This is a genomic window from Nocardioides sp. NPDC057577 (assembly GCF_042801335.1).
Classification (GTDB): domain Bacteria; phylum Actinomycetota; class Actinomycetes; order Propionibacteriales; family Nocardioidaceae; genus Nocardioides.
On record NZ_JBHVGB010000039.1, the window covers coordinates 1 to 23,497 of the forward strand.

28 protein-coding genes and 1 riboswitch are annotated in these 23,497 nt (G+C 68.7%); of the genes, 13 read left to right on the plus strand and 15 right to left on the minus strand.

Going from position 1 to position 23,497, the window contains the following annotated elements:
• Positions 1 to 208 precede the first annotated feature (208 nt).
• Positions 209 to 1,063: a helix-turn-helix transcriptional regulator gene (locus tag ACFU7D_RS10695; RefSeq protein WP_378866743.1), complete on the plus strand. Its 855-nt coding sequence runs from the start codon at positions 209 to 211 to the stop codon at positions 1,061 to 1,063.
• A gap of 10 nt (positions 1,064 to 1,073) precedes the next feature.
• Here the strand turns inward: ACFU7D_RS10695 and ACFU7D_RS10700 are convergent, their stop codons facing one another.
• A complete protein-coding gene (locus ACFU7D_RS10700) occupies positions 1,074 to 1,451 on the minus strand; it encodes a winged helix-turn-helix transcriptional regulator (RefSeq protein WP_378866746.1) in 378 nt (125 codons plus the stop codon).
• An 86-nt stretch (positions 1,452 to 1,537) separates the two neighbouring features.
• Here ACFU7D_RS10700 and ACFU7D_RS10705 point away from each other — a divergent pair, with 86 nt between their 5' ends.
• The 3 genes from ACFU7D_RS10705 (at position 1,538) to ACFU7D_RS10715 (ending at position 3,860) form a co-directional block, all read left to right on the plus strand.
• Positions 1,538 to 2,422: an NAD(P)-dependent oxidoreductase gene (locus ACFU7D_RS10705; RefSeq protein ID WP_378866749.1), complete on the plus strand. Its 885-nt coding sequence runs from the start codon at positions 1,538 to 1,540 to the stop codon at positions 2,420 to 2,422.
• Between the two features lie 158 nt (positions 2,423 to 2,580).
• The gene (locus ACFU7D_RS10710) at positions 2,581 to 3,171 is read left to right on the plus strand and encodes a DUF6980 family protein (RefSeq protein ID WP_378866752.1); all 591 of its coding nucleotides are present in this window, start codon (positions 2,581 to 2,583) and stop codon (positions 3,169 to 3,171) included.
• Positions 3,168 to 3,860 carry a hypothetical protein gene (locus ACFU7D_RS10715; RefSeq protein WP_378866755.1) on the plus strand — a complete coding sequence of 231 codons (693 nt, stop codon included), beginning with the start codon at positions 3,168 to 3,170 and terminating at the stop codon, positions 3,858 to 3,860. The genes ACFU7D_RS10710 and ACFU7D_RS10715 overlap by 4 nt, the downstream gene beginning before the upstream one ends.
• Positions 3,861 to 3,889: 29 nt before the next feature.
• On the opposite strand, the gene ACFU7D_RS10720 is transcribed toward ACFU7D_RS10715, so the two are convergent.
• The 3 genes from ACFU7D_RS10720 to ACFU7D_RS10730 form a co-directional block, all read right to left on the minus strand.
• The gene (locus ACFU7D_RS10720) at positions 3,890 to 4,750 is read right to left on the minus strand and encodes an alpha/beta fold hydrolase (RefSeq protein WP_378866758.1); all 861 of its coding nucleotides are present in this window, start codon (positions 4,748 to 4,750) and stop codon (positions 3,890 to 3,892) included.
• Positions 4,751 to 4,883: 133 nt separating this feature from the next.
• The gene (locus tag ACFU7D_RS10725) at positions 4,884 to 5,102 is read right to left on the minus strand and encodes a hypothetical protein (RefSeq protein WP_378866851.1); all 219 of its coding nucleotides are present in this window, start codon (positions 5,100 to 5,102) and stop codon (positions 4,884 to 4,886) included.
• Positions 5,080 to 5,382 (minus strand): helix-turn-helix domain-containing protein, encoded by a 303-nt coding sequence (locus ACFU7D_RS10730; RefSeq protein WP_378866761.1) that lies wholly within the window; start codon positions 5,380 to 5,382, stop codon positions 5,080 to 5,082. Before ACFU7D_RS10730 ends, ACFU7D_RS10725 begins: the two co-directional genes overlap by 23 nt.
• Positions 5,383 to 5,576: 194 nt before the next feature.
• Between ACFU7D_RS10730 and ACFU7D_RS10735 the strand changes: the two genes are divergently transcribed.
• The gene (locus ACFU7D_RS10735) at positions 5,577 to 6,722 is read left to right on the plus strand and encodes a hypothetical protein (RefSeq protein ID WP_378866765.1); all 1,146 of its coding nucleotides are present in this window, start codon (positions 5,577 to 5,579) and stop codon (positions 6,720 to 6,722) included.
• A 14-nt stretch (positions 6,723 to 6,736) separates the two neighbouring features.
• Here ACFU7D_RS10735 and ACFU7D_RS10740 read toward each other — a convergent pair whose 3' ends face one another.
• Complete coding sequence (locus tag ACFU7D_RS10740; RefSeq protein ID WP_378866768.1) at positions 6,737 to 7,387, minus strand: hypothetical protein; 651 nt, start codon at positions 7,385 to 7,387, stop codon at positions 6,737 to 6,739.
• Between the two features lie 140 nt (positions 7,388 to 7,527).
• Between ACFU7D_RS10740 and ACFU7D_RS10745 the strand changes: the two genes are divergently transcribed.
• The 3 genes from ACFU7D_RS10745 to ACFU7D_RS10755 are packed head-to-tail and all read left to right on the plus strand — an operon-like array spanning position 7,528 to position 9,826.
• Positions 7,528 to 8,262, plus strand: coding sequence for a type IV toxin-antitoxin system AbiEi family antitoxin domain-containing protein (locus ACFU7D_RS10745; protein ID WP_378728528.1), 735 nt, complete (start codon positions 7,528 to 7,530; stop codon positions 8,260 to 8,262).
• Entirely contained in the window at positions 8,255 to 9,208 is a 954-nt protein-coding gene (locus tag ACFU7D_RS10750) for a nucleotidyl transferase AbiEii/AbiGii toxin family protein (RefSeq protein WP_378866771.1), read from the plus strand. Before ACFU7D_RS10745 ends, ACFU7D_RS10750 begins: the two co-directional genes overlap by 8 nt.
• 48 nt (positions 9,209 to 9,256) lie before the next feature.
• On the plus strand, positions 9,257 to 9,826 hold the full coding sequence (locus ACFU7D_RS10755) for a carboxymuconolactone decarboxylase family protein (protein WP_378728526.1): 570 nt from the start codon (positions 9,257 to 9,259) through the stop codon (positions 9,824 to 9,826).
• A 116-nt stretch (positions 9,827 to 9,942) separates the two neighbouring features.
• Here the strand turns inward: ACFU7D_RS10755 and ACFU7D_RS10760 are convergent, their stop codons facing one another.
• Complete coding sequence (locus ACFU7D_RS10760) at positions 9,943 to 10,821, minus strand: SDR family NAD(P)-dependent oxidoreductase (protein WP_378866774.1); 879 nt, start codon at positions 10,819 to 10,821, stop codon at positions 9,943 to 9,945.
• Between the two features lie 135 nt (positions 10,822 to 10,956).
• Here ACFU7D_RS10760 and ACFU7D_RS10765 point away from each other — a divergent pair, with 135 nt between their 5' ends.
• Positions 10,957 to 11,388: a MarR family winged helix-turn-helix transcriptional regulator gene (locus ACFU7D_RS10765; RefSeq protein WP_378866777.1), complete on the plus strand. Its 432-nt coding sequence runs from the start codon at positions 10,957 to 10,959 to the stop codon at positions 11,386 to 11,388.
• Here ACFU7D_RS10765 and ACFU7D_RS10770 read toward each other — a convergent pair.
• Positions 11,366 to 12,379, minus strand: coding sequence for a saccharopine dehydrogenase family protein (locus tag ACFU7D_RS10770; protein WP_378866780.1), 1,014 nt, complete (start codon positions 12,377 to 12,379; stop codon positions 11,366 to 11,368). The genes ACFU7D_RS10765 and ACFU7D_RS10770 overlap by 23 nt on opposite strands.
• A gap of 70 nt (positions 12,380 to 12,449) precedes the next feature.
• Between ACFU7D_RS10770 and ACFU7D_RS10775 the strand changes: the two genes are divergently transcribed.
• Entirely contained in the window at positions 12,450 to 13,397 is a 948-nt protein-coding gene (locus tag ACFU7D_RS10775) for a GlxA family transcriptional regulator (RefSeq protein ID WP_378866783.1), read from the plus strand.
• Between the two features lie 9 nt (positions 13,398 to 13,406).
• On the opposite strand, the gene ACFU7D_RS10780 is transcribed toward ACFU7D_RS10775, so the two are convergent.
• Complete coding sequence (locus tag ACFU7D_RS10780; protein ID WP_378866786.1) at positions 13,407 to 14,018, minus strand: TetR-like C-terminal domain-containing protein; 612 nt, start codon at positions 14,016 to 14,018, stop codon at positions 13,407 to 13,409.
• Positions 14,019 to 14,077: 59 nt separating this feature from the next.
• Here ACFU7D_RS10780 and ACFU7D_RS10785 point away from each other — a divergent pair, with 59 nt between their 5' ends.
• Positions 14,078 to 14,563: an FBP domain-containing protein gene (locus ACFU7D_RS10785; protein ID WP_378866789.1), complete on the plus strand. Its 486-nt coding sequence runs from the start codon at positions 14,078 to 14,080 to the stop codon at positions 14,561 to 14,563.
• A 121-nt stretch (positions 14,564 to 14,684) separates the two neighbouring features.
• Here ACFU7D_RS10785 and ACFU7D_RS10790 read toward each other — a convergent pair whose 3' ends face one another.
• The 3 genes from ACFU7D_RS10790 to gcvT are packed head-to-tail and all read right to left on the minus strand — an operon-like array spanning position 14,685 to position 17,612.
• The gene (locus ACFU7D_RS10790) at positions 14,685 to 16,097 is read right to left on the minus strand and encodes an L-serine ammonia-lyase (RefSeq protein ID WP_378866841.1); all 1,413 of its coding nucleotides are present in this window, start codon (positions 16,095 to 16,097) and stop codon (positions 14,685 to 14,687) included.
• A gap of 31 nt (positions 16,098 to 16,128) precedes the next feature.
• Complete coding sequence (gene gcvH, locus ACFU7D_RS10795; protein WP_378866844.1) at positions 16,129 to 16,500, minus strand: glycine cleavage system protein GcvH; 372 nt, start codon at positions 16,498 to 16,500, stop codon at positions 16,129 to 16,131.
• Positions 16,501 to 16,508: 8 nt separating this feature from the next.
• Positions 16,509 to 17,612: a glycine cleavage system aminomethyltransferase GcvT gene (gcvT, locus tag ACFU7D_RS10800; protein WP_378866792.1), complete on the minus strand. Its 1,104-nt coding sequence runs from the start codon at positions 17,610 to 17,612 to the stop codon at positions 16,509 to 16,511.
• 152 nt (positions 17,613 to 17,764) lie between these two features.
• Positions 17,765 to 17,861: riboswitch (glycine riboswitch) on the minus strand.
• A gap of 124 nt (positions 17,862 to 17,985) precedes the next feature.
• Between gcvT and ACFU7D_RS10805 the strand changes: the two genes are divergently transcribed.
• Positions 17,986 to 19,023, plus strand: a complete 1,038-nt coding sequence (locus tag ACFU7D_RS10805; protein WP_378866795.1) for a CobW family GTP-binding protein — start codon at positions 17,986 to 17,988, stop codon at positions 19,021 to 19,023.
• 6 nt (positions 19,024 to 19,029) lie between these two features.
• On the opposite strand, the gene ACFU7D_RS10810 is transcribed toward ACFU7D_RS10805, so the two are convergent.
• Positions 19,030 to 19,710, minus strand: coding sequence for a Crp/Fnr family transcriptional regulator (locus tag ACFU7D_RS10810; protein WP_378866798.1), 681 nt, complete (start codon positions 19,708 to 19,710; stop codon positions 19,030 to 19,032).
• 306 nt (positions 19,711 to 20,016) lie between these two features.
• Between ACFU7D_RS10810 and ACFU7D_RS10815 the strand changes: the two genes are divergently transcribed.
• Positions 20,017 to 20,700 carry an IclR family transcriptional regulator gene (locus ACFU7D_RS10815; RefSeq protein ID WP_378866801.1) on the plus strand — a complete coding sequence of 228 codons (684 nt, stop codon included), beginning with the start codon at positions 20,017 to 20,019 and terminating at the stop codon, positions 20,698 to 20,700.
• Positions 20,701 to 20,713: 13 nt separating this feature from the next.
• On the opposite strand, the gene ACFU7D_RS10820 is transcribed toward ACFU7D_RS10815, so the two are convergent.
• The 3 genes from ACFU7D_RS10820 to ACFU7D_RS10830 are packed head-to-tail and all read right to left on the minus strand — an operon-like array spanning position 20,714 to position 23,408.
• The gene (locus ACFU7D_RS10820; RefSeq protein WP_378866804.1) at positions 20,714 to 21,556 is read right to left on the minus strand and encodes an HpcH/HpaI aldolase/citrate lyase family protein; all 843 of its coding nucleotides are present in this window, start codon (positions 21,554 to 21,556) and stop codon (positions 20,714 to 20,716) included.
• On the minus strand, positions 21,553 to 22,074 hold the full coding sequence (locus ACFU7D_RS10825) for a MaoC family dehydratase (protein WP_378866807.1): 522 nt from the start codon (positions 22,072 to 22,074) through the stop codon (positions 21,553 to 21,555). Before ACFU7D_RS10825 ends, ACFU7D_RS10820 begins: the two co-directional genes overlap by 4 nt.
• Complete coding sequence (locus tag ACFU7D_RS10830; RefSeq protein ID WP_378866809.1) at positions 22,074 to 23,408, minus strand: MFS transporter; 1,335 nt, start codon at positions 23,406 to 23,408, stop codon at positions 22,074 to 22,076. The genes ACFU7D_RS10825 and ACFU7D_RS10830 overlap by 1 nt, the downstream gene beginning before the upstream one ends.
• Between the last annotated feature and the right edge of the window lie 89 nt (positions 23,409 to 23,497).

Here is a 23,497-nt window from a genome sequence, read left to right on the forward strand (position 1 = left end):
GGGGGGGGGTCTGCTAAACGGTGCCCTTTTTGGGGGCGGGTTTTTTGGGGCCGGTTATTTTTGTTTTTTTTTTCTTTTTCGTCTACGCGGCCCCGCGGGGGCGTACTACGACGCTAGGTGCGCTGGGCGCGACCACCCAGAGCCCTGATCAGACCGGGGCCTGACAGGACCCCCGCTGTCTGCTCGGGGCCGACCTAGGCTGGAGGGTATGAGCGAGGCGACGAACCCGTTGGGCGCATTCCTCCAGGCCAGGCGGGCGCTGGTGACGCCGGAGGCGGCGGGCATCCCGGCCGTCGGCGTACGTCGCGTCCCCGGCTTGCGCCGCGAGGAGGTGGCCATGCTTGCCGGGATCAGCGCCGACTACTACCTGCGCCTGGAGCGCGGCCGTGACCGCAACCCGTCGGCGCAGGTACTCGAGTCGATCGCCCGCGTGCTCCAGCTCGACGACGACCACACCGCCCACATGATGTCGCTGGTCACCGAGGCGCCCCGCCGCCGGCGGCCGCGGCGGCGCAAGGAGACCGTCCCGCCCGGGGCGCTCAAGCTGCTCGACTCGATGGTGCAGCCGGCGTTCATCGAGGGGCGCTACTTCGACATCCTGGCCGCCAACGCTCTTGCTCGCGCGCTCTCGCCGCGGCTTGCGGCGGGCGGCAACCAGCTGCGGGACCAGTTCCTCGACCCGGGCCAGCAGGCGTTCCACCCGGAGTGGGAGTCGATGACGGAGTGCTTCGTCGGCAACCTGCGCCAGGCGGTCGGCACCGACATCGACGACCCTCGGTTCATCGAGCTGATCGGCGAGCTCTCCCTGGCCAGCCCGCGTTTTCGACAGCTGTGGGCACGCCATGACGTACGCGCCCAGACCGGCGCCCCGATCAAGATGAACCACCCGCAGGTCGGCGAGCTCACCCTCAACCGGGAGCGGCTGACGATCAACGGCACCGACGACCTGATGCTCGTCGTCTACCACCCCGACGCCGGCTCGGCCGATGCGGAGAAGCTGGCGCTGCTGGCCTCCGCGGGCCTGCCGACGCGGTCCGCCGAGTCGGAGTCTCGGCCGGTCTGACGGCCTGTTGCTAGGGCCGGGGCAGCAATCCCGCGTCGCGGTGCTCGACCAGCTCGGTGCGCTCACGGGCGATGCGGTCCATGCCCCAGCTGCCGAGCGGCCCGAGCGCGGTGTTGAGGGTGCGGCCGTGCTCGGTCAGCGAGTACTCCACCCGCGGCGGCACCTCGGCATACACCTCCCGGTGCACCAGCCCGTCGTATTCCATCTCGCGCAGGTGCTGGGTCAGCATCTTCTCGCTGACCCCGGGCAGGCCACGACGGAGCTCGGCGAAGCGGCGTACGCCGTAGTTGTCGAGCTCCCACAGGATCAGCCCCTTCCACTTGCCGCTGACCACGTCGAGCGCGGCGTCGATGCCGCAGATGTAGGGGCCGTTGCGGGGCTTCGTCACGGGTTTCTCCTCACTCACCATTTGGTAAGTACCCCAGTAAATAGTGGGTACTCCCGCAATCGTAGGCGAGTCGTGAGGATGGTGCCATGAACCGAACTCGCACCCCCGTCACCGTCATCGGCCTCGGCCCCATGGGTCAGGCGATGGTCCACAGCCTGCTCGCCGCCGGGCATCCGGTGACCGTATGGAACCGCACCGTCTCCCGCGCCTCGGAGGTGGTGGCCGCCGGCGCCCAGCTGGCCGACTCCCCCGCGAAGGCCGTCGCCGCGAGCGACCTGGTCATCCTCAGCCTGACCGACTACCAGGCGATGTACGACGTGCTCGGCTCCGCGACCTCCGAGCTCGCGGGTCGCACGATTGTCAACCTCAGCTCCGAGTCTCCGGACGGGACGCGCCGGGGCGCGGAGTGGGCGGCCTCGCACGGCGCCCACTTCCTCACCGGCGGCGTGATGGTCCCGGCTCCGATGGTCGGGACCCCCGATGCGTACGTCTATGTCAGCGGCCCCGCTTCCGTGTTGTCCCAGCACGAGGCCGCGCTCGCCCGCATCGGGGCGGTCCGCTACCTCGGCGAGGACCCCGGGCTCGCCCAACTGATGTACCAGGCCAACCTGGACATCTTCCTCACCTCCCTCTCCTCCCTCCTCCACGCCGTCGCGCTGCTCGAGACCGGCGGCATCAAGCCGTCCGCGGCCATCCCGGAGCTCATGCAGACCCTCGCCGGCATCCCCCCGATGCTCGCCGCCGGCGAGGACCTCGGCGCCCAGCTCGACGCCGGCCAGCACCCCGGCCACCTCAGCACCGTCACCATGATGGGCGCCACCGCCGACCACCTCGTCGCCGCCAGCGAGGCCGCCGGCATCGACACCGACCTCCCCCGCGCCGTCCAGGCCCACTACACCTGGGCCCGCTCGCGTGGATACGGCGCCGAGAACTGGTCGCGCATCATCGACGCAATCCGACCGTACGTCTGAGGTTCATCTGTTGCCGGGCGGCCTTCCGTGAGGAGGCCGCCCGGCGACAACCGCCGAGAGGTCACGTACGTCGGCCGAGACGTCACTCGCGCCAGCCGAGACGTCTCTGGGCGAAAACTGAGGCGCGGAGCGGCAGCGCCATGCGTCAAGATCTCCCGGTGCCCACCATCGCCAGCCTCCTGCCGAGGATCACCCCCGTCGTTCTTCGACTGCGGCCGCGGGACCTGTGCTGCGCTGAACTCGCCGAGCATCTCGACTTCGAGTGCCACCTTCACCGGGATCCACTCGACTGCGCCGACGCGGTCATCTTTCGCGACGGCTGCGGCCGGATAGGCCTTCCCATCCACGATGGCAGCTCGAGCTACATCGCAATTCGACACTGTCCCTGGTGTGGAAGTCGACTCAGGCGACAACCCAGCGCGCCGGCACCCGTCTCGGACCGACCGCACGTCCGAGAGATCTCGTGCCTGGTTCGCGATCCCGAGCACGTGCGCCAATTTCTGGAGCGAGTCTCAGACTGGACCGGCGGCATCCTCACCGACAGTGCCTGGCACACGGTCCGGGCAGGCATGGAAGGACTCGGCAGCGAGTCCGACAAGCAGATCGGCTACCGAATGGACGGATGGACCACGATCACGGCGTACGTCGCCGAGGCGCCGGGCACCGAGCGAATCCGACTTCAGTTCGTCGGCGAGATCGATGACATCCTCGCCACTCGGATCGAGACATTGATCGAGGTCCTGGCGTGAGTCGCCCACTCGCCCGCCTGATGTGCACGATCTGGACCGAAGCATCCATCCGCTGGACGTCGACCCTCTGGTACTTGCAGGCCTTCGGTCGATGGGTAACGGGCAGCCATGGCGCGTTCCGAGACCCAGCCCAAACAGCGGAGGCACGCGAGCTTACGGCTGCATGGGAAAGCACGTGGCCCGGATCTGAGCCGCGCGGCTTCCTGATCAGAGAGCACCGCGACCGGTCCGTGCGGTTCCACAGTCTCCCGGGTTCCAAACGCTATGCAGACAACGCCGAGGAGTACGCCGAGATCCTCCGTCGGCACCACGCAGTCATCACTTCGATCTCCAATGACGCTCCGACCGAAGATCTGGTCGTGATCGCCGCTGACTGGGGACCACGCGATCTCGTATCCGGATGGTCACGGCGGCGCCTTCCCGCGGCGTGGCCGTGGAGACAGTTCCACGACGCCGAGAATGACGGGATAACCACCTACTTCTGGGTCGCATCCGGCCTCAGCAGCCCAGACCTCGATGACCTCCTCACCGCGGTCGCCGACTACGAGGGCCACGCGATCGTGACCGACACCCGGACCTCCTGGCTCTATTGTCCGTACGACGGTGGAGCTGATGTCGTCCTCCCATCGGCTCTTGCCCGCGACGCCCTTCGGGATCAGTTTCCCGACTGGCTACCAGCTGCGTGCTGAACTGCCGCCGAGGTGGTCTCTCGCGGCAGTCAGGAGTGAGCCGCGAGCCACCCGATCACGTCGGCGGTGATCGCATCGCGGTTGGTCTCGTTGAAGATCTCGTGGCGCGCCCCTGGGTAGAGCGTCACCGTCACATCCTTCAACCCGGCCTCGCGATAACGCTGTCCCAGCAGCTCGACCAGGGCGCCACCTCCGGCAAGCGGGTCGGCGTCGCCGGAGACGACGAGAATCGGGAGATCGGAGCGGATCCCACCGAGGGCCGCCGGGTCGGCCAGACGCTCGGCGCCGGCGAACAACTGAGGCACGGCGGTGTCGGGCAGATCGAACCCGGACAGCGGGTCTGCGACGTACACATCGACCTCGGCCTCATCGCGCGAGAGCCACTCGTACCCGGTCCGGTGCTCGAACCCGGCGTTGAACGCCTCCAGCCCGACCGGACCCTCGGCGCTCGAGAGCGCACCAGCGAGTACGTCGAGGGCGGTCGAACCCGACAGCACCACGCCGTCGTACAGGTCGGACCGGTCCAAGATCACCGTCTGCGCCGCAAAGGACCCCATCGAGTGCGCGACCAGGAACACCGGGATCCCGGAGAACTCCTCGCGCAGCGAGGCACCCATCGCCGCGACGTCGGCCACCAGCGCCTCGAAGTCGAAGTGACCGAGCTGGTCGGACGACGTGACGGACCCGCCGTGACCGCGGTGGTCGACCGCCCGCACGACGTACCCAGCCGCGACGAGAGCCTGAGCGAGCCGGTCGTAACGCTGCCCGTGCTCGGCGATGCCGTGAGCGATCTGGACAACGCCCCGCGGCGCGGACAGCTCCTCCCCCCATGTCCGGATTGCGAGCGCAGTGCCGTCGGTCGGCGAGACGAATGTGGCTGTGGTGGGCATCGGGCCTCCTGGTGACGGGGTGCCCATGCTGCCATTCCTACGGCGATCCCGGCAGGTGATCGGGGCTCCTACGCAGGCTGGTCCTCGAGGTCCCTCCGGTGGTCTCGTCGCCGGGGGCCGCCTGCTTTGCCGTTCAGCCGACCGCGGCGCGCAATCCGTCGAACGCGTCGGCCATACGGTTCATCTCACGTTTGGCGATGCCGTTGCCGGCTGCAACCTGACGCCAGTTCGCGGTCGCAGCGAACACTTCGCCAAACACTTCGGTTGAGCGTTCGTCCTTCCCTGCCCTGCTTCGCTTGGCAGGCTTGTGTTTAAGTCGACGCTCCGACTCATCGGCGACCCGCTTGGGCAAGGTTCTGTTCAGCCAGCGACTGTCCCAGTGCCGTGTCGTAGGGGTTCATTCCGTCAGTGACAAAGTCGAGCACCCCAAGGACACGGCAGACTTCTAGGACCACGTCGAGGCCGACGCTGGCGTCTCCCTGCTCGAGCTTTCGGAGCATGTTTCGGGTGATGCCGGCACGGTCGGCCACCTGTTCCGCCGTCAGGCCTTGCAGACGGCGGAACGTAGAGACGTAGTCTCCTAGCGTGCGGGCTGTACGCCGCGACTTCGCAGACAATGGGCGCTTCGGCATGGACCGTCACCTTGACCTCGTAATGGTCATTTTATTGACCATGGTGCGGCGCATCATGGTCAGCACAATGAGCATTGAGCGCGCCGTAACGTTCTACGTAAGACGCTGTGCAGCATCGCCTTCACCGCCAGCCACATGCTCCGGTTCGCCTTCGCGACGCGACCACACACGCGCACCCGGATATCCTCCCGGCCGTGAAAGAAATCTGGCAGTACGCCGACCGAGCCCGGACGCAGCTTGGGACCGCGGGCGAGCCAGTGATCTCGTACACCGGGCTCTGGCTCCTGCTTGCCCTGGTCGCCCCCGCTGCCGAGGGCAGGGCCATCACCGAGGCGCTCGGGCTCCCGCCTGAGGAGGCTCGCGAGACCGCCGAGAAGCTCATCGCCGAGGCGCACCCGACCGTCGCCGCGGCGCTCGGCGCGTGGCTGGCCGACTGGGTCGAGCCGACGGCGCCGCTGCCGGTCGCTGTCGAGCCGTTGCCGGACCAGGAAACGCTGAACGCCTGGGCGGCGGAGAACACCCGTGGGCTCATCCAGTCGATGCCCGTCACGATCGGCGCCGACACCATGTTGCTGCTCGCCACTGCTCTGGTCACCACGCCGGAGTGGGCGGAGCCGCTCACGATCGAGGACGGTCGCCTCGTACTTCGAATGAGCCTTCAGGCCATCGTCGAGACCTCAGTCGGACCGGTTGCCGTGGCTCGTCCTGGCAGCCGCGACGGCGTCGACGTCTTCTCGGTCATCGCAGCCCCAGAGGTGCCTGCCGATGACGTCTGGGTAGCCGTGGCCGAGGTCATCGAGCAGTACGACGCAGGCGAGTTGACCCACATGACTCACCCTGAAGACCTCTCCGACGGCCACGCGTGGACAGTCAAGCGCGAGCGGCGCGATTACGTTGCCTACGACGCGCCCGAGCCGAACTCGGTCGTCTTCACCACGCGCCTGCCAGCCTGGAGCGCGGATGCCTCCCACGAGCTGGAATCGGCACCAGGTGTCGCGTCGGTAGCCGCCGGCATCGCTGCCCGTCTGCCCGAGCAGGACGGCGGCATCGAGTTCAGTTGCACCCAGAACGCGACCGCCGCGTACGACCAGAACGGCTTCAAGGCAGCAGCGGTGACAGCGATGGCATGGATGGCCGGCTCCGCGATGCCCGAGTACGTCGAGCGCAAGATCCGCCACGTCCAGGTCTCCTTCGACCGACCACACGCGGTCATCGCGATCACTCGCGGCGGAGCCTGGGACGGCATACCTCTCTTCGAAGCCTGGGTCACGCCCGAGATGTTCACCGCCGCCGATCCCGACTGGGCAGACGGGATGCCGATTGCCGTGCCCACCACCTGAAGGTCCAGCCGCTTCTACAGGTCCCCGACGCCATCCCGGGTCCAAGGCCCACCGACACGTTCCCGTGTCGCACTCTCCCCCGGCTCGAGATCAAGCACGTCGACGATCGTGGGGTCGGCGTCTATGAGGTGAAAGAGGTGGCCGAGTCGTCCGTTCCCGGGTGTGCCGTCTGACGTACCGATTGCCTGCCACATCCCGTCATCGGCATCGTGCGAGACGAGGAGTATCGGCTCATCGCCAGCCATGACCGGAGCCGTCGTGATGCTGGTCGTACGCAGCAACCAATGCCGTAGCCACTCCGCCCGTCCGTCCCGAGCCATCACGGTATCGACCACCGCCCATATGAACGGAAGATCCTCGTGTGCACGAGCCTGGGCCGCCGTGAGATCCGGTCCGCCCTGAGGCACCTGCTCGAATGGCTCATCGATCAGCGCGTACGCAATTCCCCCGTCATTCTCGAAGACCGCCGCATGAAACGTCCCGCCGCCCTCATTGCCTACGCCGATACCGATGGAAATGAGCCCTTCGTCGGCGTCCGAGCACCAGCCGAAGGCGTACGACGCCAGCTCGCGATGAGGACCGATGAACTCTCCGAACGCCCGGCGGTCCTTGCCATGCTCGGTCTCGGACTCGACCAGCCGTCCCGCTTCCACCCTCAGATTCACCGCGCCAGAGTAGTGCCACGCAGCGTCGGCCCGACATCGGATTCCTCTCCGGACGCTGAGGAACCTCGGCGGGAGTCTCGCACCGCCAACTGTTCACCAGAGTGCTTGGAAAGTATCCGCTATCTAGATACAATCCAAGCATGAAATCCAACATGGCCGCACTGAGAGTCGCCACGGTGACGTCCATGCAATGGGGCATCGTGACCTCAGCGCAAGCCAAGGCGCATGGAGTGACCCGACTCGACCTGTCTCGACTCGAGACGGCCGGCCACCTTGTACGGCTGACTCACGGCGTCTACCGGAACGCCGGCACGCCGAGCGATGAGTTCGAGGATCTGCGCGCCGCGTGGCTGAGCACGGATCCCGGCCGATTCGCAACCGAGCGACTCGATGACGGGCCGGCGGGCGTGATCGTTTCCGGCGCCTCGGCCGCCCACCTCCATCAACTGGGCGACATTCCCGCCGATCGCCACGAGTTCACCACCGAGCACCGTCGGCAGACTCAGCGACCCGACCTCCGGTATCGCCAACGTTCCGTCGCGAGCCGTGAGATCACGATCGCAGCCGGCCTACCGGTGACCACGGTCGAGCGCACCCTCGCAGACCTCGTAGAGGCCCGGACCGACCTCAGCCTGGTCGCCGATGTCCTGCGCGACGCGGTCAGCAAGACCACGGTCGATACCGCATCCCTCACGCGGCTGCTCGCACCGCTCGCGGCTCGGAACGGTCTTCGAAGCGGCGACGGGGAAGGTCTGCTCCAACGGCTTCTCGAGAGCGCGGGAGTCGATGCGGACTCACTTGCTAGACAGATCGCTGCCTCCCCGACGTACGCGACCGTCGCCGAGGTGGCCCGGAAGGTCGAGAACGTTGCCTGACCTGAAGCTGTACGGCACGCCCGCGGGCGTCGAAGCAGCCGTCAAGGAGGCCGCGCGCGCCGCGGCCGTCGCCGACCCCTCGCTCACCGTCAACGAGCGGATCCGGCTGGCACACTTCCAACGATTCCTCAGCCGGGTCTTCTCGGAGGGCCAGGACTCAGCGTGGATCCTCAAAGGCGGCACCGGGATGCTCGCCCGGCTTCCCTCCACCCGCTCGACGCTGGACATCGACCTCTACCGCGAAACCTTCACCCTCGATCAGGCCCTTGAGGATCTGCGAAGGCTGGCTGAGGTCGATCTGGGCGATCACTTCCGATTCGTCTACACGCGTCACCAACGCTCGATCGGCGGCGAGGAGCAGGCGTACACCGACGGCTACCGCGTCTCCTTCGACGTCTACATCGGTGCGCAACGGAAGTCACGGATCAACATCGACCTCGCAGTCGGTGTCAGCGTCACCGCGCCGATCAGCTCCGCCGAACCCGCCAACGGTCTCGCCCTGCCGCGCCTCCTCAGCTTCCCGTACCGCCTCTACCCGGTCGTCGACCAGATCGCCGACAAGGTCTGCGCCACGATGGCGACCTACAACGGTCGACCTTCCAGCCGGGAGAAGGATCTCGTCGACCTCATAGTGCTTGCCACCACTCAGGAGGTGTCCGGGCGCGCACTGCAGAACGCGATCGCCAAAGAGACCCGGCTGCGCCAGATGGAGCCCGCCAACCACTTCGCAGTCCCTGCCACGTGGGGAGCCGCGTACGCGAAGATGGCCAGGGCCGTGCCCTACTGCTCCTCCTACAGGACGGTCGAGGCCGCCGGCGAGCTGGCCGCCGCCTTCATCGACCCGGCCCTGAACGGTTCGGCGTCTGGCTCGACATGGCTCCCGGCGACGCTCAGTTGGCAGCATGACAACCGTCCCGTCCCCAACACCGGGGACGTGAAGCACTGACACCGCACCACATAGGCGTACCGCCGTTGTGCTGAGCAAGTGACGTTCATGGAGGAACCTGCGCCGAGCCCCGGCCAGGAGAAGCTGTACGCAGAAGATCTCGCCGACCACGGCTACGTCTGGGACCTCACCCGGGCGTGGGCACACCAGCCGGAGGCAAGAGAACAGCTCGTAGGGCTGTTCGACGCCACGGCCGATGCGGCGGGGCTGACGCTGCGCGACAAGGCCGTGATCGTGATCGCGCAGGCGGCACTGGTCGGTGACGCATACTGCGCCGTCGCCTGGGGCAAACGCCTGACCGACTGGTCCGACCCACATACCGCGGTCGCCGCCCTCACCGCCGACGATGAACCGTTCAGCGAGCGCGAACAGGCCCTGGCCGCCTGGGCACGCACCGTCGCCCGCTCCCCCGGCAGCAGCACACCGGAAGACATCCAGCGTCTGCGCGACGCAGGCTTCAAGGAGCCCCAGATCGTGGCCCTGACCATCTACGCGGGGCTGCGCACCGCCTTCTCGAGCATCAACAGCGCCCTCGGTGCCCGGCCGGATCTGGCCCTCGCCGGGACACTCGACCCAGCCGTACGCGCGGCCATCACCTGGGGACGTACCTCCGAGTGATGGCGATGACCGGGACATGGGCCATCCTTGAGCCGCGACTTGGCGCCCGACACGGAGTGACCACTTCTCCCTCAACTCTTGGCGCGCGGTAGACCTTCGTTCCCGCAACGAGCTGGTCAGGCTGGGCTCTTCGAGAGCCGGCGCAACAGCTGCTCCGTAGATCGCCAGAGCTCGTCCTGGGCCGCAGCGTCGGTGGCTGGATCGACGGGGACGAGCTCGCGCCGCCGCTTCTCAGTCACATACAGCCCGGTTCGACCGGCGTAGCGCGCTTCGGTGGCGAGGTCGACGATGAGGCCAGCGCCGCGCGCCGGGTCGCCGACACGCAGCGTTCGGAGCACCTGCTCGAGGCCGGCGGCGAAGGGGAGCTCTCGACCGAGTCCGGTCACGTTGAAGCCGGGATCCACGCAGTTGGCGGTCACCGTCGTATCGGCGAGGCGCCGGGCGAGGGTCAGCGTGAACATGATGTCGAGCAGCTTGCTCTGCCCATAGCGCTCCGAGGATCCTCGCGCCGTGAACGGGCTCGTGTCCGTCAGGACGTCCGGGATGCGAAAGTCACCGTGTCGGCGCGAGGCCTCGGAGGCCACGTTCACCACGCGGCCGGCGGGAGATCGCAGCAGGGACGGTAGAAGCTCGCGGGTCAGTACGAACGGCGCGAGGTAGTTGACGGCGACCATCTCCGGGAGCCCATCGTCCGTCAACCGTGGCTCGAAGGCGTGCAGGCCCGCGTTGTTGATCAGCACGTCGATGCGTTCATGTCGAGACCGGATCTCTTCCCCTGCCCTGCGCACCTCCGCTGGTCGCGAGAGGTCGGCCAGGAACACCTCAGGCTCCACGGACGTCGAGTCACGTAGGGACGAGATCGTCTGCTCGGCGCGCTCGGCGCTTCGCGCCACGAGGATCAGACGGGCACCCGTGGCCGCCAGCGACGTCGTGGCGAGAGCTCCGAGGCCACCCGTGGCGCCCGTGACGACGATCGTCGGCGCCTCCGCCGTCATGAGGCACCGCCTGCGCGGGCAGAATCGGATCGCTCATCGAGCATGACGTACCTCCTCAGCCCTTGGCCGATATAGTGGGTATATACCCACTACTCTACACACTGATGGGTATATACCCACTACTTAGGAGACCGCATGAACCCCGCCACCGAGCGGCTCGGCTTCGAGATCAATGCGCTCCTCAGCGCGTCGCGCGCTCTCACGGAGCGCTCCGCGGCGGCCTTCCATCAGGACCTGCAACCGGCCGCCTTCCACATCGCCCGCTGGCTCTACGCCTACGGGCCGGCCAAGCCGAGCGCCGTCGCCGAGGCAGTGGCCATGGACCGGAGCTCCACCAGCGCGCTTCTCAAGCGCATGGCATCCCTCGACCTGACGCAGAGCGGCCGAGCACCGGAGGACGGGCGCTCCGTGCTGGTGTCTCTGACCCCGTCCGGGCGTACTCAGGTCGAGCGAGCCCTTGCTCTGCGCCAGGACGAGCTCGAACAGCGCGTCGAGGACTGGCCCGCGAGCGACCTCGACGCACTCGTGTCACTCCTCCACCGGTTCAACCGATCGCAGCAACCGTGAGGGTGCCGTCCAGCGCGTCGAGCACATCGGCGGCGTCGAAGATCTCCCCCGGTGCCCCGGCACCAGCACGACGGCGGCGGCCGTCGAGGAGCCGGACGGCGCCCTCGACCACGATCGGCGCGGTGACGGCGTAGATGTCGCGGCCGGTCGCGGTGATTCGCTTGACGTCGGTGCCCTGACGTACGCGAACGTCCACGGCGAACTGCTGGGCCGAGCGTCCTGACTCGTCGCTGGCGGTCGGCTCCGGTGTCGCCTCGTCGCGGAGCTCGGCGAGCGGAGCGCTGTTGAGGTAGGAGCGGAGCTCACGGACGTCGAGGTGGTTGTTGATGGTGATCACCTCGGAGAACGGCAGCTCCACCACTGACTGCTCGCCCAGCGGCTCCGGGTAGGACCAAGCGCCGGTCGGCGCGGGGCTGGGCAGCGGGACCAGGGAGCCGTCGCGGATGACCAGGCGAGTCGCGGTGTTGCGGGCTCCGGTGATCCGGGTGCCTGCGGTCGGCCACCAGCGGTCCAACCCGATGGCGACCTCGACCTCGTCGGCCGACGACCCGCCGAGGACGGCGGTCACGAGCAGGTCGGCAAGGCCACCGTAGAACGCCATCGCCGGGACCACGGAGACGTCCATGTCTCGGGCTCGAGCGTCCAGATCTCGATAGAGCGCCTGTACGACCGGCTGCTCCGCGGTGACGTCGAGATAGTGGGCACCGGACTCGACCGCGGCCCGGGCCAGTGGGAGCGCGGTGTCGAGGAAGGGCCCGGCGCAGTTGATGACCGCGGCAACACCCGCGATAGCGTGCCGCAGCCGCTCGGGGTCGTCGAGACCGACGACCCGGCTTTCCAGGGCAGCATGGCGGGGCGCGACGTCGGCGAGACGCTCCGCACTGCGGCCGGCGAGGACGGGGGTCAGTCCGCGGCGCGTCAGCTCATCGACAACGAAGCGCCCGGTGTGACCGGTGGCGCCATAGACCAGGACCTGCTCATCTGTGTTCATGGCTCCATCCTCGGGCGGGGCGTCCCGCCACACGAGTGTCTGAAACGACGTACTACGTACACTTTGCGACATGCCTCGACTCGCCCTCGTCCTGCATGGCTCCTCGATGCTCTACGAGGTCGCGATCGCCGCCGAGATCTTCGGCGGCAACCATTCCGACCTCGCTCAGAGCGGTGAGTGGTACGACCTCGTCGTCTGCACCCCTGACGGCGCATCGCATCCCTGGCTGGCCGAGCTGCCGACGGCGTCGTACGACGCGATCGCTGAGGTCGACACCGTCGTCGTCCCGTCCTCGAACGATCTCGACGACAATCCCGACCTCTCCCTCCTCGACGCGCTGCGTGGCGCCCATGAGCGCGGCGCGCGGATCGCGTCCCTGTGCACCGGTTCGTTCGTGCTGGCCGCAGCCGGGCTGCTCGACGGCCGGGTCGCCACAACCCATTGGCTGCACGCCGACGAGCTCGCCCGGCGCTATCCGCAGGTCGACGTCCGCCCGGGCGTGCTCTACGTCGACGAGGGCGACGTGCTCACCTCGGCCGGCAAGACAGCCGCGCTCGACCTCTGCGTCCACCTCGTACGCGGCGACCTCGGCGCCGCCGCGGCCAACGGGATCGCCCGCAACCTGGTCGTCCCTGCCCACCGCACGGGTGGTCAGGCGCAGTTCATCACCCCGCCCGCGCAACCCCGCGCTCCCGAGGGCCTCGCGACCACGCTGGAGTGGGCGCGCGCCCGACTCGACCAGCCCCTGACGGTCCGCGAGCTGGCCGACCACGCCGGCCTCAGCACCCGCCAGCTCGCCCGACGGATGCAGGCCGAGCTGCAGACCGGGCCTCTGGACTGGCTGCACCACCAGCGCATCTCGCGTGCCCAGGAGCTCCTCGAGCGTACCGACGCCTCGATCGACCAGATCGCGGGCAGCTGCGGAATGGGCACAGCGGCCACGCTGCGCCGTCACTTCCACCGCGCTCTGGGCGTGACTCCCACGACCTACCGGACGACCTTCCGGCTCGCCGACTGATCAGGCTGATCAGTGGGGCCGACCGAGCGCCATCCGTCCGAGGGTGCCATCCAGCTCGTCGAGGACTTCGGGCCAGGTGGCATCGCTCGGGGGGTCGCTGTGGGCGAAGCTGCCGGCGAGCTCGAGGGTGACGTAGCCGTGGATCAGGCTGGACATCAGGCGGACGGCGTACGTCTCTTCGGACTCGGGGATGTCGTAGCCGCGGATGACGGCGAGGGCGAGGTCGGCGTTGCGGCGGCCGGCGGTGATCGCCTCCTCCACGGAGTCGGTCCGGGACTCCCCCGCCTCCGCGGGCGGGACGCGTTGGCGGGTGGTGGCGTCGTAGCGGCCGGGTGAGCGGCGGGCGAAGTCGCGAATGGCGTCGGCGAAGGGGGCGAGGAGGTCGCGGCCCTCCGCTGCCGCCATCGCGGTGGTCGTGGCGTCGGCGAGCTCGTGGAGGACGTACGCGGTGACGGCAGTGCGGAGGTCGGTGGCTCCGGTGATGTGGGAGTAGAGGGTCGGCGACTTGATGCCGAGGTGGCGGGCGAGGACCGAGATCGTGACGGCGTCGAAGCCGATCTCGTCGGCCAGGTCGGCGGCGGCAGCGATCACCGCGGTCCGGTTCAGCCCTGGACGGCCCATCAGCACTCTCCTCGAATAACGAATTGCCTAACAGATGTAGGAAACCTAGCATCGTTGTCATGAAGCCGCTGACCGAGACCGACGTACGCTCCTGCTTCGTCAACCTCACCAAGGGTGCGACCAAGCGCCTCAATCTCCCCGCTGACCTGGCCGAACGACCATGGGACGACCTCGACTACCTCGGCTGGCAGGACCCGAAAGCACCACAGAACCACTACCTCGTCACCGAGCACGACGGCAGGCTCTGCGGGGTCGCCCTCCGGGCCTCACGCGAGTCCCGAGGGCCACGGAAGACGATGTGCGCGCTGTGTACGTCGGTCGGTGATGTCGCGCTGCTGGTCGCCTCCCGCGCCGGGCGCTCCGGGCAGGACGGCAACTCCGTCGGCACCTACATCTGCGCCGATCTCGACTGCTCCCTCAAGGCGCGCAACAAGCGCAAGCTCGACTCCCCCGTTGTCCACGAGACCCTCAGTGTCGACCAGAAGGTCGATCGGTTGCTCGGCAATCTCGACGCCTTCGTCGCGCGGGTGCTCCGGCCCGCCTGAGATCCCGACCACGCCCCGGTTTACAGATAACCACCGGAATAGGCGGTATTCCGTTAGGGCATCCACCGGCTCCGACCGGTCCCGGCTCCAGACGCTACGCACCCGGTCATGCCGCATCCGCTCAGCACTCGATGACGTTGACCGCGAGGCCGCCGCGGGAGGTCTCCTTGTACTTGATCTTCATGTCGGCGCCGGTCTCGCGCATGGTCTTCAGTGCCTTGTCGAGGCTGACCTTGTGGGAGCCGTCGCCGTTGAGGGCGAGGCGGGCGGCGTTGATGGCCTTCACGCTGGCGATGGCGTTGCGCTCGATGCAGGGGATCTGCACCAGGCCGCCGACCGGGTCGCAGGTGAGGCCGAGGTTGTGCTCGATGCCGACCTCGGCGGCGTTCTCGACCTGCTCGGGCGTACCGCCGAGGACTTCGCAGAGAGCGCCGGCGGCCATCGCGCAGGCCGAGCCGACCTCGCCCTGGCAGCCGACCTCGGCGCCGGAGATCGAGGCGTTCGTCTTGCACAGGATCCCGATCGCGGCCGCGGTGAGCAGGAACCGGACGATGCCGTCCTCGATCGCGGCCTCGTCCAGGCCGGCCTGCGGCGCCACGAAACGTACCCAGTAGTGCAGGACGGCGGGCACGATGCCGGCCGCGCCGTTGGTGGGAGCGGTGACGACCCGGCCGCCCGAGGCGTTCTCCTCGTTGACCGCCAGGGCGAACAGGTTGACCCAGTCCATGACCCGGAAGGGGTCGTGGGCACCGGCGCCGGAGGCCAGGTCGCGGTGGAGCAGCGGCGCCCGGCGCGGGACGCGCAGACCACCAGGAAGTACGCCGTCGGTGACCGGATCACGGTCGCAGCCGGCCTGCACGCAGTCGGCCATCACGTGCCAGATCTCGAGGAGGCCGGCGCGGATCTCGTCGTGCGTACGCCAGGTGAGCTCGTTCGCCAGCATCAGGCCGGAGACCCGGAACCCCTCCCGCTCGCAGATGTCGAGCAGCTCGGCACCGGTGGCGAACGGGAAGCGTACGGGCGAGCGGTCGGGGACCACCCGTGCGGCACCCACCGCGTGCTCGTCGACCACGAAGCCACCACCGACGGAGTAGTAGGTGCGCTCGCGCAGCACCTCGCCGGAGGCGGCGTACGCGGTGAACACCATGCCGTTGGGGTGGCCCGGCAGGCTCTTGCGCCGATGCATGACCAGGTCGGTGGCGTTGTCGAAGCCGATCGGTCGGTGGCCGCCGAGCGACAGCTCCCCGGCCTCGCGGATGGCCGCCACCCGCCCGGACGAGGCTCGCGTGTCGACGGTCGCCGGCTGCTCGCCCTCGAGGCCGAGCAGCACGGCACCCTCCGAGCCGTGTCCGTGCCCGGTCGCGCCGAGCGAGCCGAAGAGCTCGGCCTTCACCCGCGCCACCTCACCCAGCGACCCGTCTGCGGCGAGACCGTCGACGAAGATCTTCGCGGCGCGCATCGGTCCGACAGTGTGCGATGAGGACGGCCCGATCCCGATCGAGTAGAGGTCGAAGGTGCTCAGGGCCGTCGCCACGGCCGTGGAGCCGGCGACCTCGGCGGTCACGTCACTCCTCGATCAGTGCGTCATACGCCGCGGCGTCGAGCAGCTCGGGAGCGCCCGAGACGCGCATCTCGAAGAGCCAGCCGGCGCCGAACGGGTCGCTGTTGATCAGCGCGGGATCCTCGACGACGGCGGCGTTGACCTCGAGGATCTCGCCGTCGGCGGGGGCGAACAGGTCGCTGACCGACTTCGTCGACTCCAGCTCCCCGCAGCTCTCTCCCCCGGCGATCTTGCTGCCCACCTCGGGCAGCTCGACGAAGACGATGTCACCCAACGCCTCGGTGGCGAAGGCGGTGACACCGACGCGGGCGACGTCGCCGCGGGTCTCGATCCACTCGTGCTCGGCGGTGTACGACAGGTGGGTCGGGTTGGTCATGGCGGTGCTCATTTCTTGGAGTAGAAGGGAAGGTCGACGACCTCGGCGTCCTCGCGGCTGCCGCGCACGTCGACCTGGACCGTGGTGCCGGCTGCGGCGAGATCGGGCCGGACGTACGCCATCGCGATGGGACGTCCGAGAGTCGGTGACGGGGAGCCGCTGGTAACGGTGCCGACCTCCTCGCCGGTGGCCGGGTCCACGATGGTGTAGCCGGCCCGCGGCGAGCGGCGCCCGGCGGCCACCAGGCCGACGAGTACGCTGCGCGGGCCTTCGTCGCGGCGTACGGCCAGGGCTGCGTCGCCGACGAAGCCGTCGGGCTTGTCGAAGGAGACGACGCGGCCGAGGCCGGCCTCGAAGGGGGTCGTGTCGCGGTTCAGCTCGTGGCCGTAGAGCGGCATGCCCGCCTCGAGCCGGAGGGTGTCGCGGCAGGCGAGGCCGGCGGGGAGGAGCCCGTGCGGCGTACCTGCCTCGATGATCGCCTCCCAGATCGCGACGGCCGACGAGGGCGCGCAGTAGATCTCGAAGCCGTCCTCCCCGGTGTAGCCGGTGCGCGCGAGCAGGACGTCGACGCCGGCGACCGTGCCGGCATCGATGGCGTAGTAGCGCAGGGAGGGGACGTCCAGGTCGGTCAGGGCTGCGACGATCGCGGGCGAGGCAGGACCCTGGACCGCGATCAGCGCCCACTCCGCGGAGGCGTCCCGGACCACGGCGTCGTAGCCCTCGGCCCGCTCGGTCAGCGCCGGGGCGACCACGCCGACGTTGCTCGCGTTGGCGACGACCAGGTAGCGCTCCTGCTCGGGCCGGTAGACGACCAGGTCGTCGATGATGCCGCCGTCCTCGGCGCAGATCATCGAGTAGCGGGCGCGGCCCAGGCCGATCTTCGACGGACTGCCGACCAGGGCGCGGTCGAGGGCACGTCCCGCCTCGGGGCCGGTCACCTCGATCTCGCCCATGTGGGAGAGGTCGAAGAGGCCCGCGGTGGTGCGTACGGCATTGTGCTCGGCGGTCTCCGAGCCGTAGCGGACCGGCATGCTCCAGCCGGCGAAGTCGGTGAACGAGGCGCCGAGCGACTGGTGGATCGCATGCAGAGGGGTAAGGACAGGTGCTGTCATGTGCGGGAGGCTCCCTGCTGGTGGGCGCCGAAAACGGCACCCGTGGACGGGTGACCTCCCCGCTCTGTCATCGCTACCTGAGAGCTTCACCGCCCGCTGGGGGCGGTTTGCACCGTGGGTGCAGGATCGGATCCTGACTTTCCAGAGGTCGCCTCACCGCGGCGGTCATGGGGGCCTGAGAGATTCTGGGGAGGTTTGCTCCTTCGGCGCCTCACCCGGGATGGGCAAGGACTCTCCCGCTGCGGTTCGAGTGGCGGATGTGAAGTTGTGCGGCAAACCTAGGTCTGGCCACCTCGGCCGTCAAGATCCGGGCACCTCGGCCGACCCGACACCCACTAACGGGAACTGTTCTCACTCGCTCTACGATGGCTCGGTGCCACCGACCAACGCCAGCACCCGGGTCCCCGTGGTCATCCTCACCGGCCACCTCGGGTCCGGGAAGACCACCCTGCTCAACCATCTGCTGCGCCAGCCCGGCGCCCGGGTGGGCGTGGTCGTCAACGACTTCGGCGACATCAACGTCGATGCCGGACTCGTCACCGGCCAGATCGACGAGCCGGCCTCGATCGCCGGCGGCTGCCTGTGCTGCCTGCCGGACGCCGGCGGCCTCGACGACGCGCTGGAGAAGCTGACCCACCCGCGGCTCGCGCTCGACGTGGTCATCGTCGAGGCCAGCGGGATCGCCGAGCCCGGCACGCTGGCCAAGTTGGTCCGGTTCAGCGGCGTCGAGCGGGTACGCCGCGGTGGGCTCATCGAGGTCGTCGACGCCTCGGCCTACTTCGACACCCTCGACGACGGCCGAGGTGAGGCGCCGGTCCGGTTCGCGGCCGCCTCCCTGGTGGTGGTCAACAAGACCGACCTGGTGCCGGCAGCCTATCGGGACCGGATCCTGGCCCGGATCGAGGCGCGGGTGCGGGAGCACAACCCCGAGGTCCAGGTGGCGTACGCCGTGGGTGGCCGCATCGACCCGCGGCTCGTCTACGACGCCGCGGTGCCCGAGGACCGGCCCGACGAGCTGCCGATCGCCGCGCTGCTGCGCGAGGCGGCCGCTTCGCACGAGACACATCAACATGCCCGTGCGGTCACCGTGACGACCCCGGGCACCATCGAGCCGGCCCGGCTGGTCGACCTGCTCGAGGAGCCGCCGGCGACGGCGTACCGGGTCAAGGGGACCGTCGCCGTCGCGACCGGCCAGGGACCGCGCAGCTACCAGGTGAACCTGGTCGGACGCAGTGCCCATGTCGCCGCAGCGAAGCGCGCGTCCGACCCGGTGAGCGAGCTCGTCGCCATCGGCCTGGATCTCGAGACCGACGCGGTCCGCGAGCGGCTCACGGCGGCCCTCGCCCCGGCCGAGCGACCGAGCACCGAGGGCCTCCGCAGACTGCGCCAGCTGGTCCGCGTCAGCCTCTGACAGCGATCAGCCGGCGCGGCGCACGATCCGTTCCATGTCGGTGATGATCACCGAGCGCGACTCCAACCGGACCCAGCCCTTGGCCGCGAAGTCGGCGAGCGCCTTGTTGACCGTCTCCCGAGCCGCGCCCACCAGCTGCGCGAGCTCCTCCTGGGTCAGGTCGTGGCGTACGCGGAGGCCCTCCTCGGTCTGCTCGCCGAACCTCTCCGCGAGGTCGAGCAGAGCCTTCGCCACCCGGCGGGGCGCGTCGGAGAAGACCAGGTCACCGATCACGTCGTTGGCCCGGCGCAGGCGGCCCGACAGCAGGGCGAGCAGCCCACGGGTCACGCTCGGGCGCCCGTCGAGCAGGCCCAGCAGGTCGTCGTGCGACAGCGAGGCGAGCTCGACCTGGTCGGTGACGGCCGTAACCGTGGAGGAGCGCCGACCGGGGTCGAAGAGCGACAGCTCGCCGAACACCTGGCCCGGCCCCAGGATCGCCAGCAGGCTGTCCTGCCCGTTGGCCGCGGCACGGCTCAGCTTCACCTTGCCGTCCACGACCGCGTAGAGCCGGTCAGCGGCGTCGCCCTCGTGGAACAACACCTCGCCGCGCCTGAGGCGTGTCTGACCCATCGTCGCGAGCAGCGCCGTCATCGACTCGTCGTCCAGCTCGCTGAAAAGCGGCGCGTGCCGAAGCACGTCTTGATCCATTACCCAGGCGCTCCTGTCATTGCTTTACCGAAGACATCAGCCTAGCCAGATCCAGGCCCTCCACATCGGTTGTGTGGCCCGCATCGCACCCCTGTCGAGTGCGTTCTTCGCCACACTGATCAGCCCAGCCGAGCGCATATGAATCATCGAGCTCAGCCGCTTGATCGTTCTCCACCGACTCGTGCCGTGCCGTTGACCCAGACGGGCCCCTGGCGGCTAGTGTTCGGGTATACGAACCGAAGTGCGCGAAGAAGGGAGCGGCTGGTGCCGGAGTCAGCGGTGAAGGCTCACCGGACCGTCTCGCGGGTGACAGACATTCTCGAGACCGTTGCAGCGGCCCATGCGGGTGGCGTACGCCTCCATGAGCTGTCACAGACGTTGGACGCACCCAAGTCGTCGGTCTTCGGACTCGTCAAGGGTCTGGTCGCCACCGGCTACCTGGTCGAGGATGACGGCAGCTACCAGCTGGGACCGGCTCTGGACCAGCTGCTCGCTGTGGAACGCCCGAGCCTTGTCGAGGCCGCTCGACCAGCACTCGAGGCGCTGCGCGACCGCTTCGACGAGACGGCCACGTTGGCCACACCGGTGGGTGAGTCGGTCGTATATGCCGACTCCGCGGAGTCGCGGCAGATGATCCGCTACTCCCCGCCACGACGCACTCGGCGGCCGCTGTACCCCCCGAGTCCGGGAAAAGCTGTGCTCGCACAGTGGTCGCGGCGGCGCCAAGAGGCCTACCTCGACGGTCGAGTCAGTCCGGAGGAGCTCCCCACCGTGCTTGCCGAGCTCGACCAGATACGGGCGGACGGGGTCGCGTTCAATCGTGGGGAGACTCTTCCCGACGTGAGCGCGGCCGCTGCACCGGTGATCGTGGGAGGCAAAGTCCTGGGTGTCATCTCCGTGGCCGGACCTTCCTCACGGGTGAGCGGCCGGCTGGACGAGCTCGCCGACGCGCTGCGGGAAGCGGCCGCCGCGACCGCCTCCCGCGTGTGACCTGACGGCGCGGTCAGCCTCCGGCGCGGGCGAGGATGCGACGAGCCTGTGCGAACACCGGGCCGTCGACCATGCGTCCTCCATAGGTGAAGACCCCGAACCCGACCTCCGCCGCTGCGGCGAGCAAGGCCCGTGCCCACTCGACCTCATCGGTCGCGGGCCTGAAGGAGTCCGCGATCACCGCCACCTGGGTCGGGTGGATCGCCACCTTGGCATCGAACCCAACGGCCACGGCATCATCGGTTTCCTCTCGCAGCCCGTCGAGATCGGGGATGTCCATGAAGACGGCGTCGAGGGCGAGCCGCCCCGCGGCCTTCGCAGCGATCAAGGCGCGAGAGCGGGCGTGCCGGGCCACATCGCGGTAGGTCCCGTCCGGTCGGCGCGACGTCGATCCGCCGAGCCCGGCGATCAGGTCGTCGGCACCCCACATCACAGCGACCACGTTCGACCCGGCCGCGATGCGGTCAGCGTCCTGCACGCCGAGCGGCGTCTCCAGGAGCGCGATGACCTCGCACCCCTCCAGCCCCTCCGCCTCTGCCGCGGACTGCGTCTTGGCGAGCATGATCCTCTCGATGCCGGCCGGACGCAGGGTGGTCGCGATCAGCTCTCGGTCCTGGGCGTGCTCGGCACTGCTCGAGGAGTTGATGCGTACGACGGTACGGTCCGGGTCGAGGTCACCGGCGAGCGCCAGCGCGCGCACCTCCTCCCGGGCCTGATCGCGGCGCTCAGGCGCGACCGCGTCCTCGAGATCGAGGATCACCACGTCGGCCACGGCCAGCGCCTTGGCGTACCTCTCCGGGCGGTCTGCAGGGCAGAAGAGCCAAGCGCTCCCCGGCTGCCAGGCAGCCCCGGTCATGCGCCGCCGCCCTCCGGTCGCATCCTCACCAACGTCTGACGTACGGCGATGGCCACCGTCTCGCCGCGCTGGTTGCGCGCTTCATGACGCAGCGCCACCACACCCTCCCCCGGCCGACTGCCGGAGGGACGCTTCGCGGTCACCAGCGTCTCGGCGTAGAGCGTATCGCCGTGGCGCACAGGAGCCGGGAAGGCGATCTCACTGAAGCCGAGATTGGCCACGATGGTGCCCTGCGTGAGCTGGTTGACCGAGAGCCCGACCATCGTGGAGAGGGTGAACATCGAGTTGACCAGCCGGTCATGGAACGGGGCGAGCGCCTCGCTGGCGGCCTGGTCGAGGTGCAGGGGCTGAGTGTTCATCGTCAAGGTGGTGAAGAAGACGTTGTCCGCCTCGGTGACAGTCCGTCCGGGCCGGTGCACATAGGTGGTGCCGATCTCGAACTCCTCGAACCAGAGCCCTCGCTGCTCGATGCGGCGGCCCACCCTGGTGCCATTGTCAGCCGTCCGATCCGCAACCATCAGCCGGCGACCTTCTGCGAGGCACCCGTGGCCGGAGCCACCCGTGTCCGTCGAGACCGGTCGAATGCCGCAGCGCCGAGCATGAGCACGCCGGCCGCGACGAACATCAGCGAGACACCGAGCGTCGAGTGGGTCGGTGAGCTGCTGACCATGGCAACAGCGGCCAGCGGGGCGAGGCCCCCGGCGAACGCACCGCCGACCTCACGGCCGGTCCCGAGGCCCGAGTTGCGGACCTGGACCGGGAACTGGCGCGCCAGGAAGTCACCCTGCGCGGACAGCGCTGCCGGGATGACGACGCCCGTGGCGAGGATCAACATGCCCCAGATCGCGAACTTGCTCCCCGTGCCGAGGACGGCGAAGAAGGGAAAGGCGAGGGCAGCGATGCCGACACCACAGACCAAGAGGATGCGACGTGAGTCGATCCGATCGCAGAGCCGCCCGACCAGCGGCACCGTGATGATCGCGGCGAGGCTCGCCAAGGTGATCCCGAAGGTTCCGTACGAGGCCGGCACTCCGACGATCGACTTGAGATAGGTAAGCGAGTAGGTCTTGAAGACGTAGCTTGCGCCGTTGTAGGCGATCGTCATCACCATGACGACGAGCAGCGGCTTCCAGTATCCGGCGATCAGCTCGAGCAGCGGCCTGCGCCGCTCGTGCGGCTGGCTCTCCTCGAGGCGCTCGAAGGCAGCCGTCTCCGGCAACCGTCGTCGCACCACGTAGCCGACACCGGCGAGCGCGAAGCTGAACAGGAACGGCAGGCGCCAGCCCCAGCCGTAGAGGAAGTCCTCGTTGACGGCGCTCAGGATCGTGACCGTCAGGGACGATGCGAACAGGCCGATGTTGACGCCCAGCGCCGGCCACGAGCCGAGGCGGCCGGTACGCCCGGGTTCGGCGTACTCGTAGGACATCGCGATCGCCGAGCCGAACTCCGCGCCGGCACCCAAGCCCTGCGCGAAGCGGAGGATGACGAGCAGCACGGGCGCGGCCACGCCGATCGACGCGTACGACGGAAGCAGGCCGATGCAACCTGAGGACACCCCCATCACCAGGAAGGTGCTCGACAGCACCGCCTTGCGCCCGAAGCGGTCGCCCAACGCACCGAAGACGATCCCGCCGAACGGCCGAGCGATGAAGCCGACCGCGAACGTCGCGAACGAGGCGAGCGTCGCCGCGGACGCATCACCGCTCGGGAAGAAGACGCCGCCAAACACCAGCGCAGCCATTGAGGCATAGAGGTAGAAGTCGTACCACTCCAGCGCTGATCCGATGATGATCGCGCGGGCCGCGCGCCGCCGCGCCTTGGGATCAAGCGCAGTGATGGGGGCGTCTGCCATGTCACTTCCTTCGTATATGCGAACGTTGTTTCATATCTGCGCACCAGCAGAGCATGTGGCGCGCATCACGGTCAAGCCCGCGGCGAGAA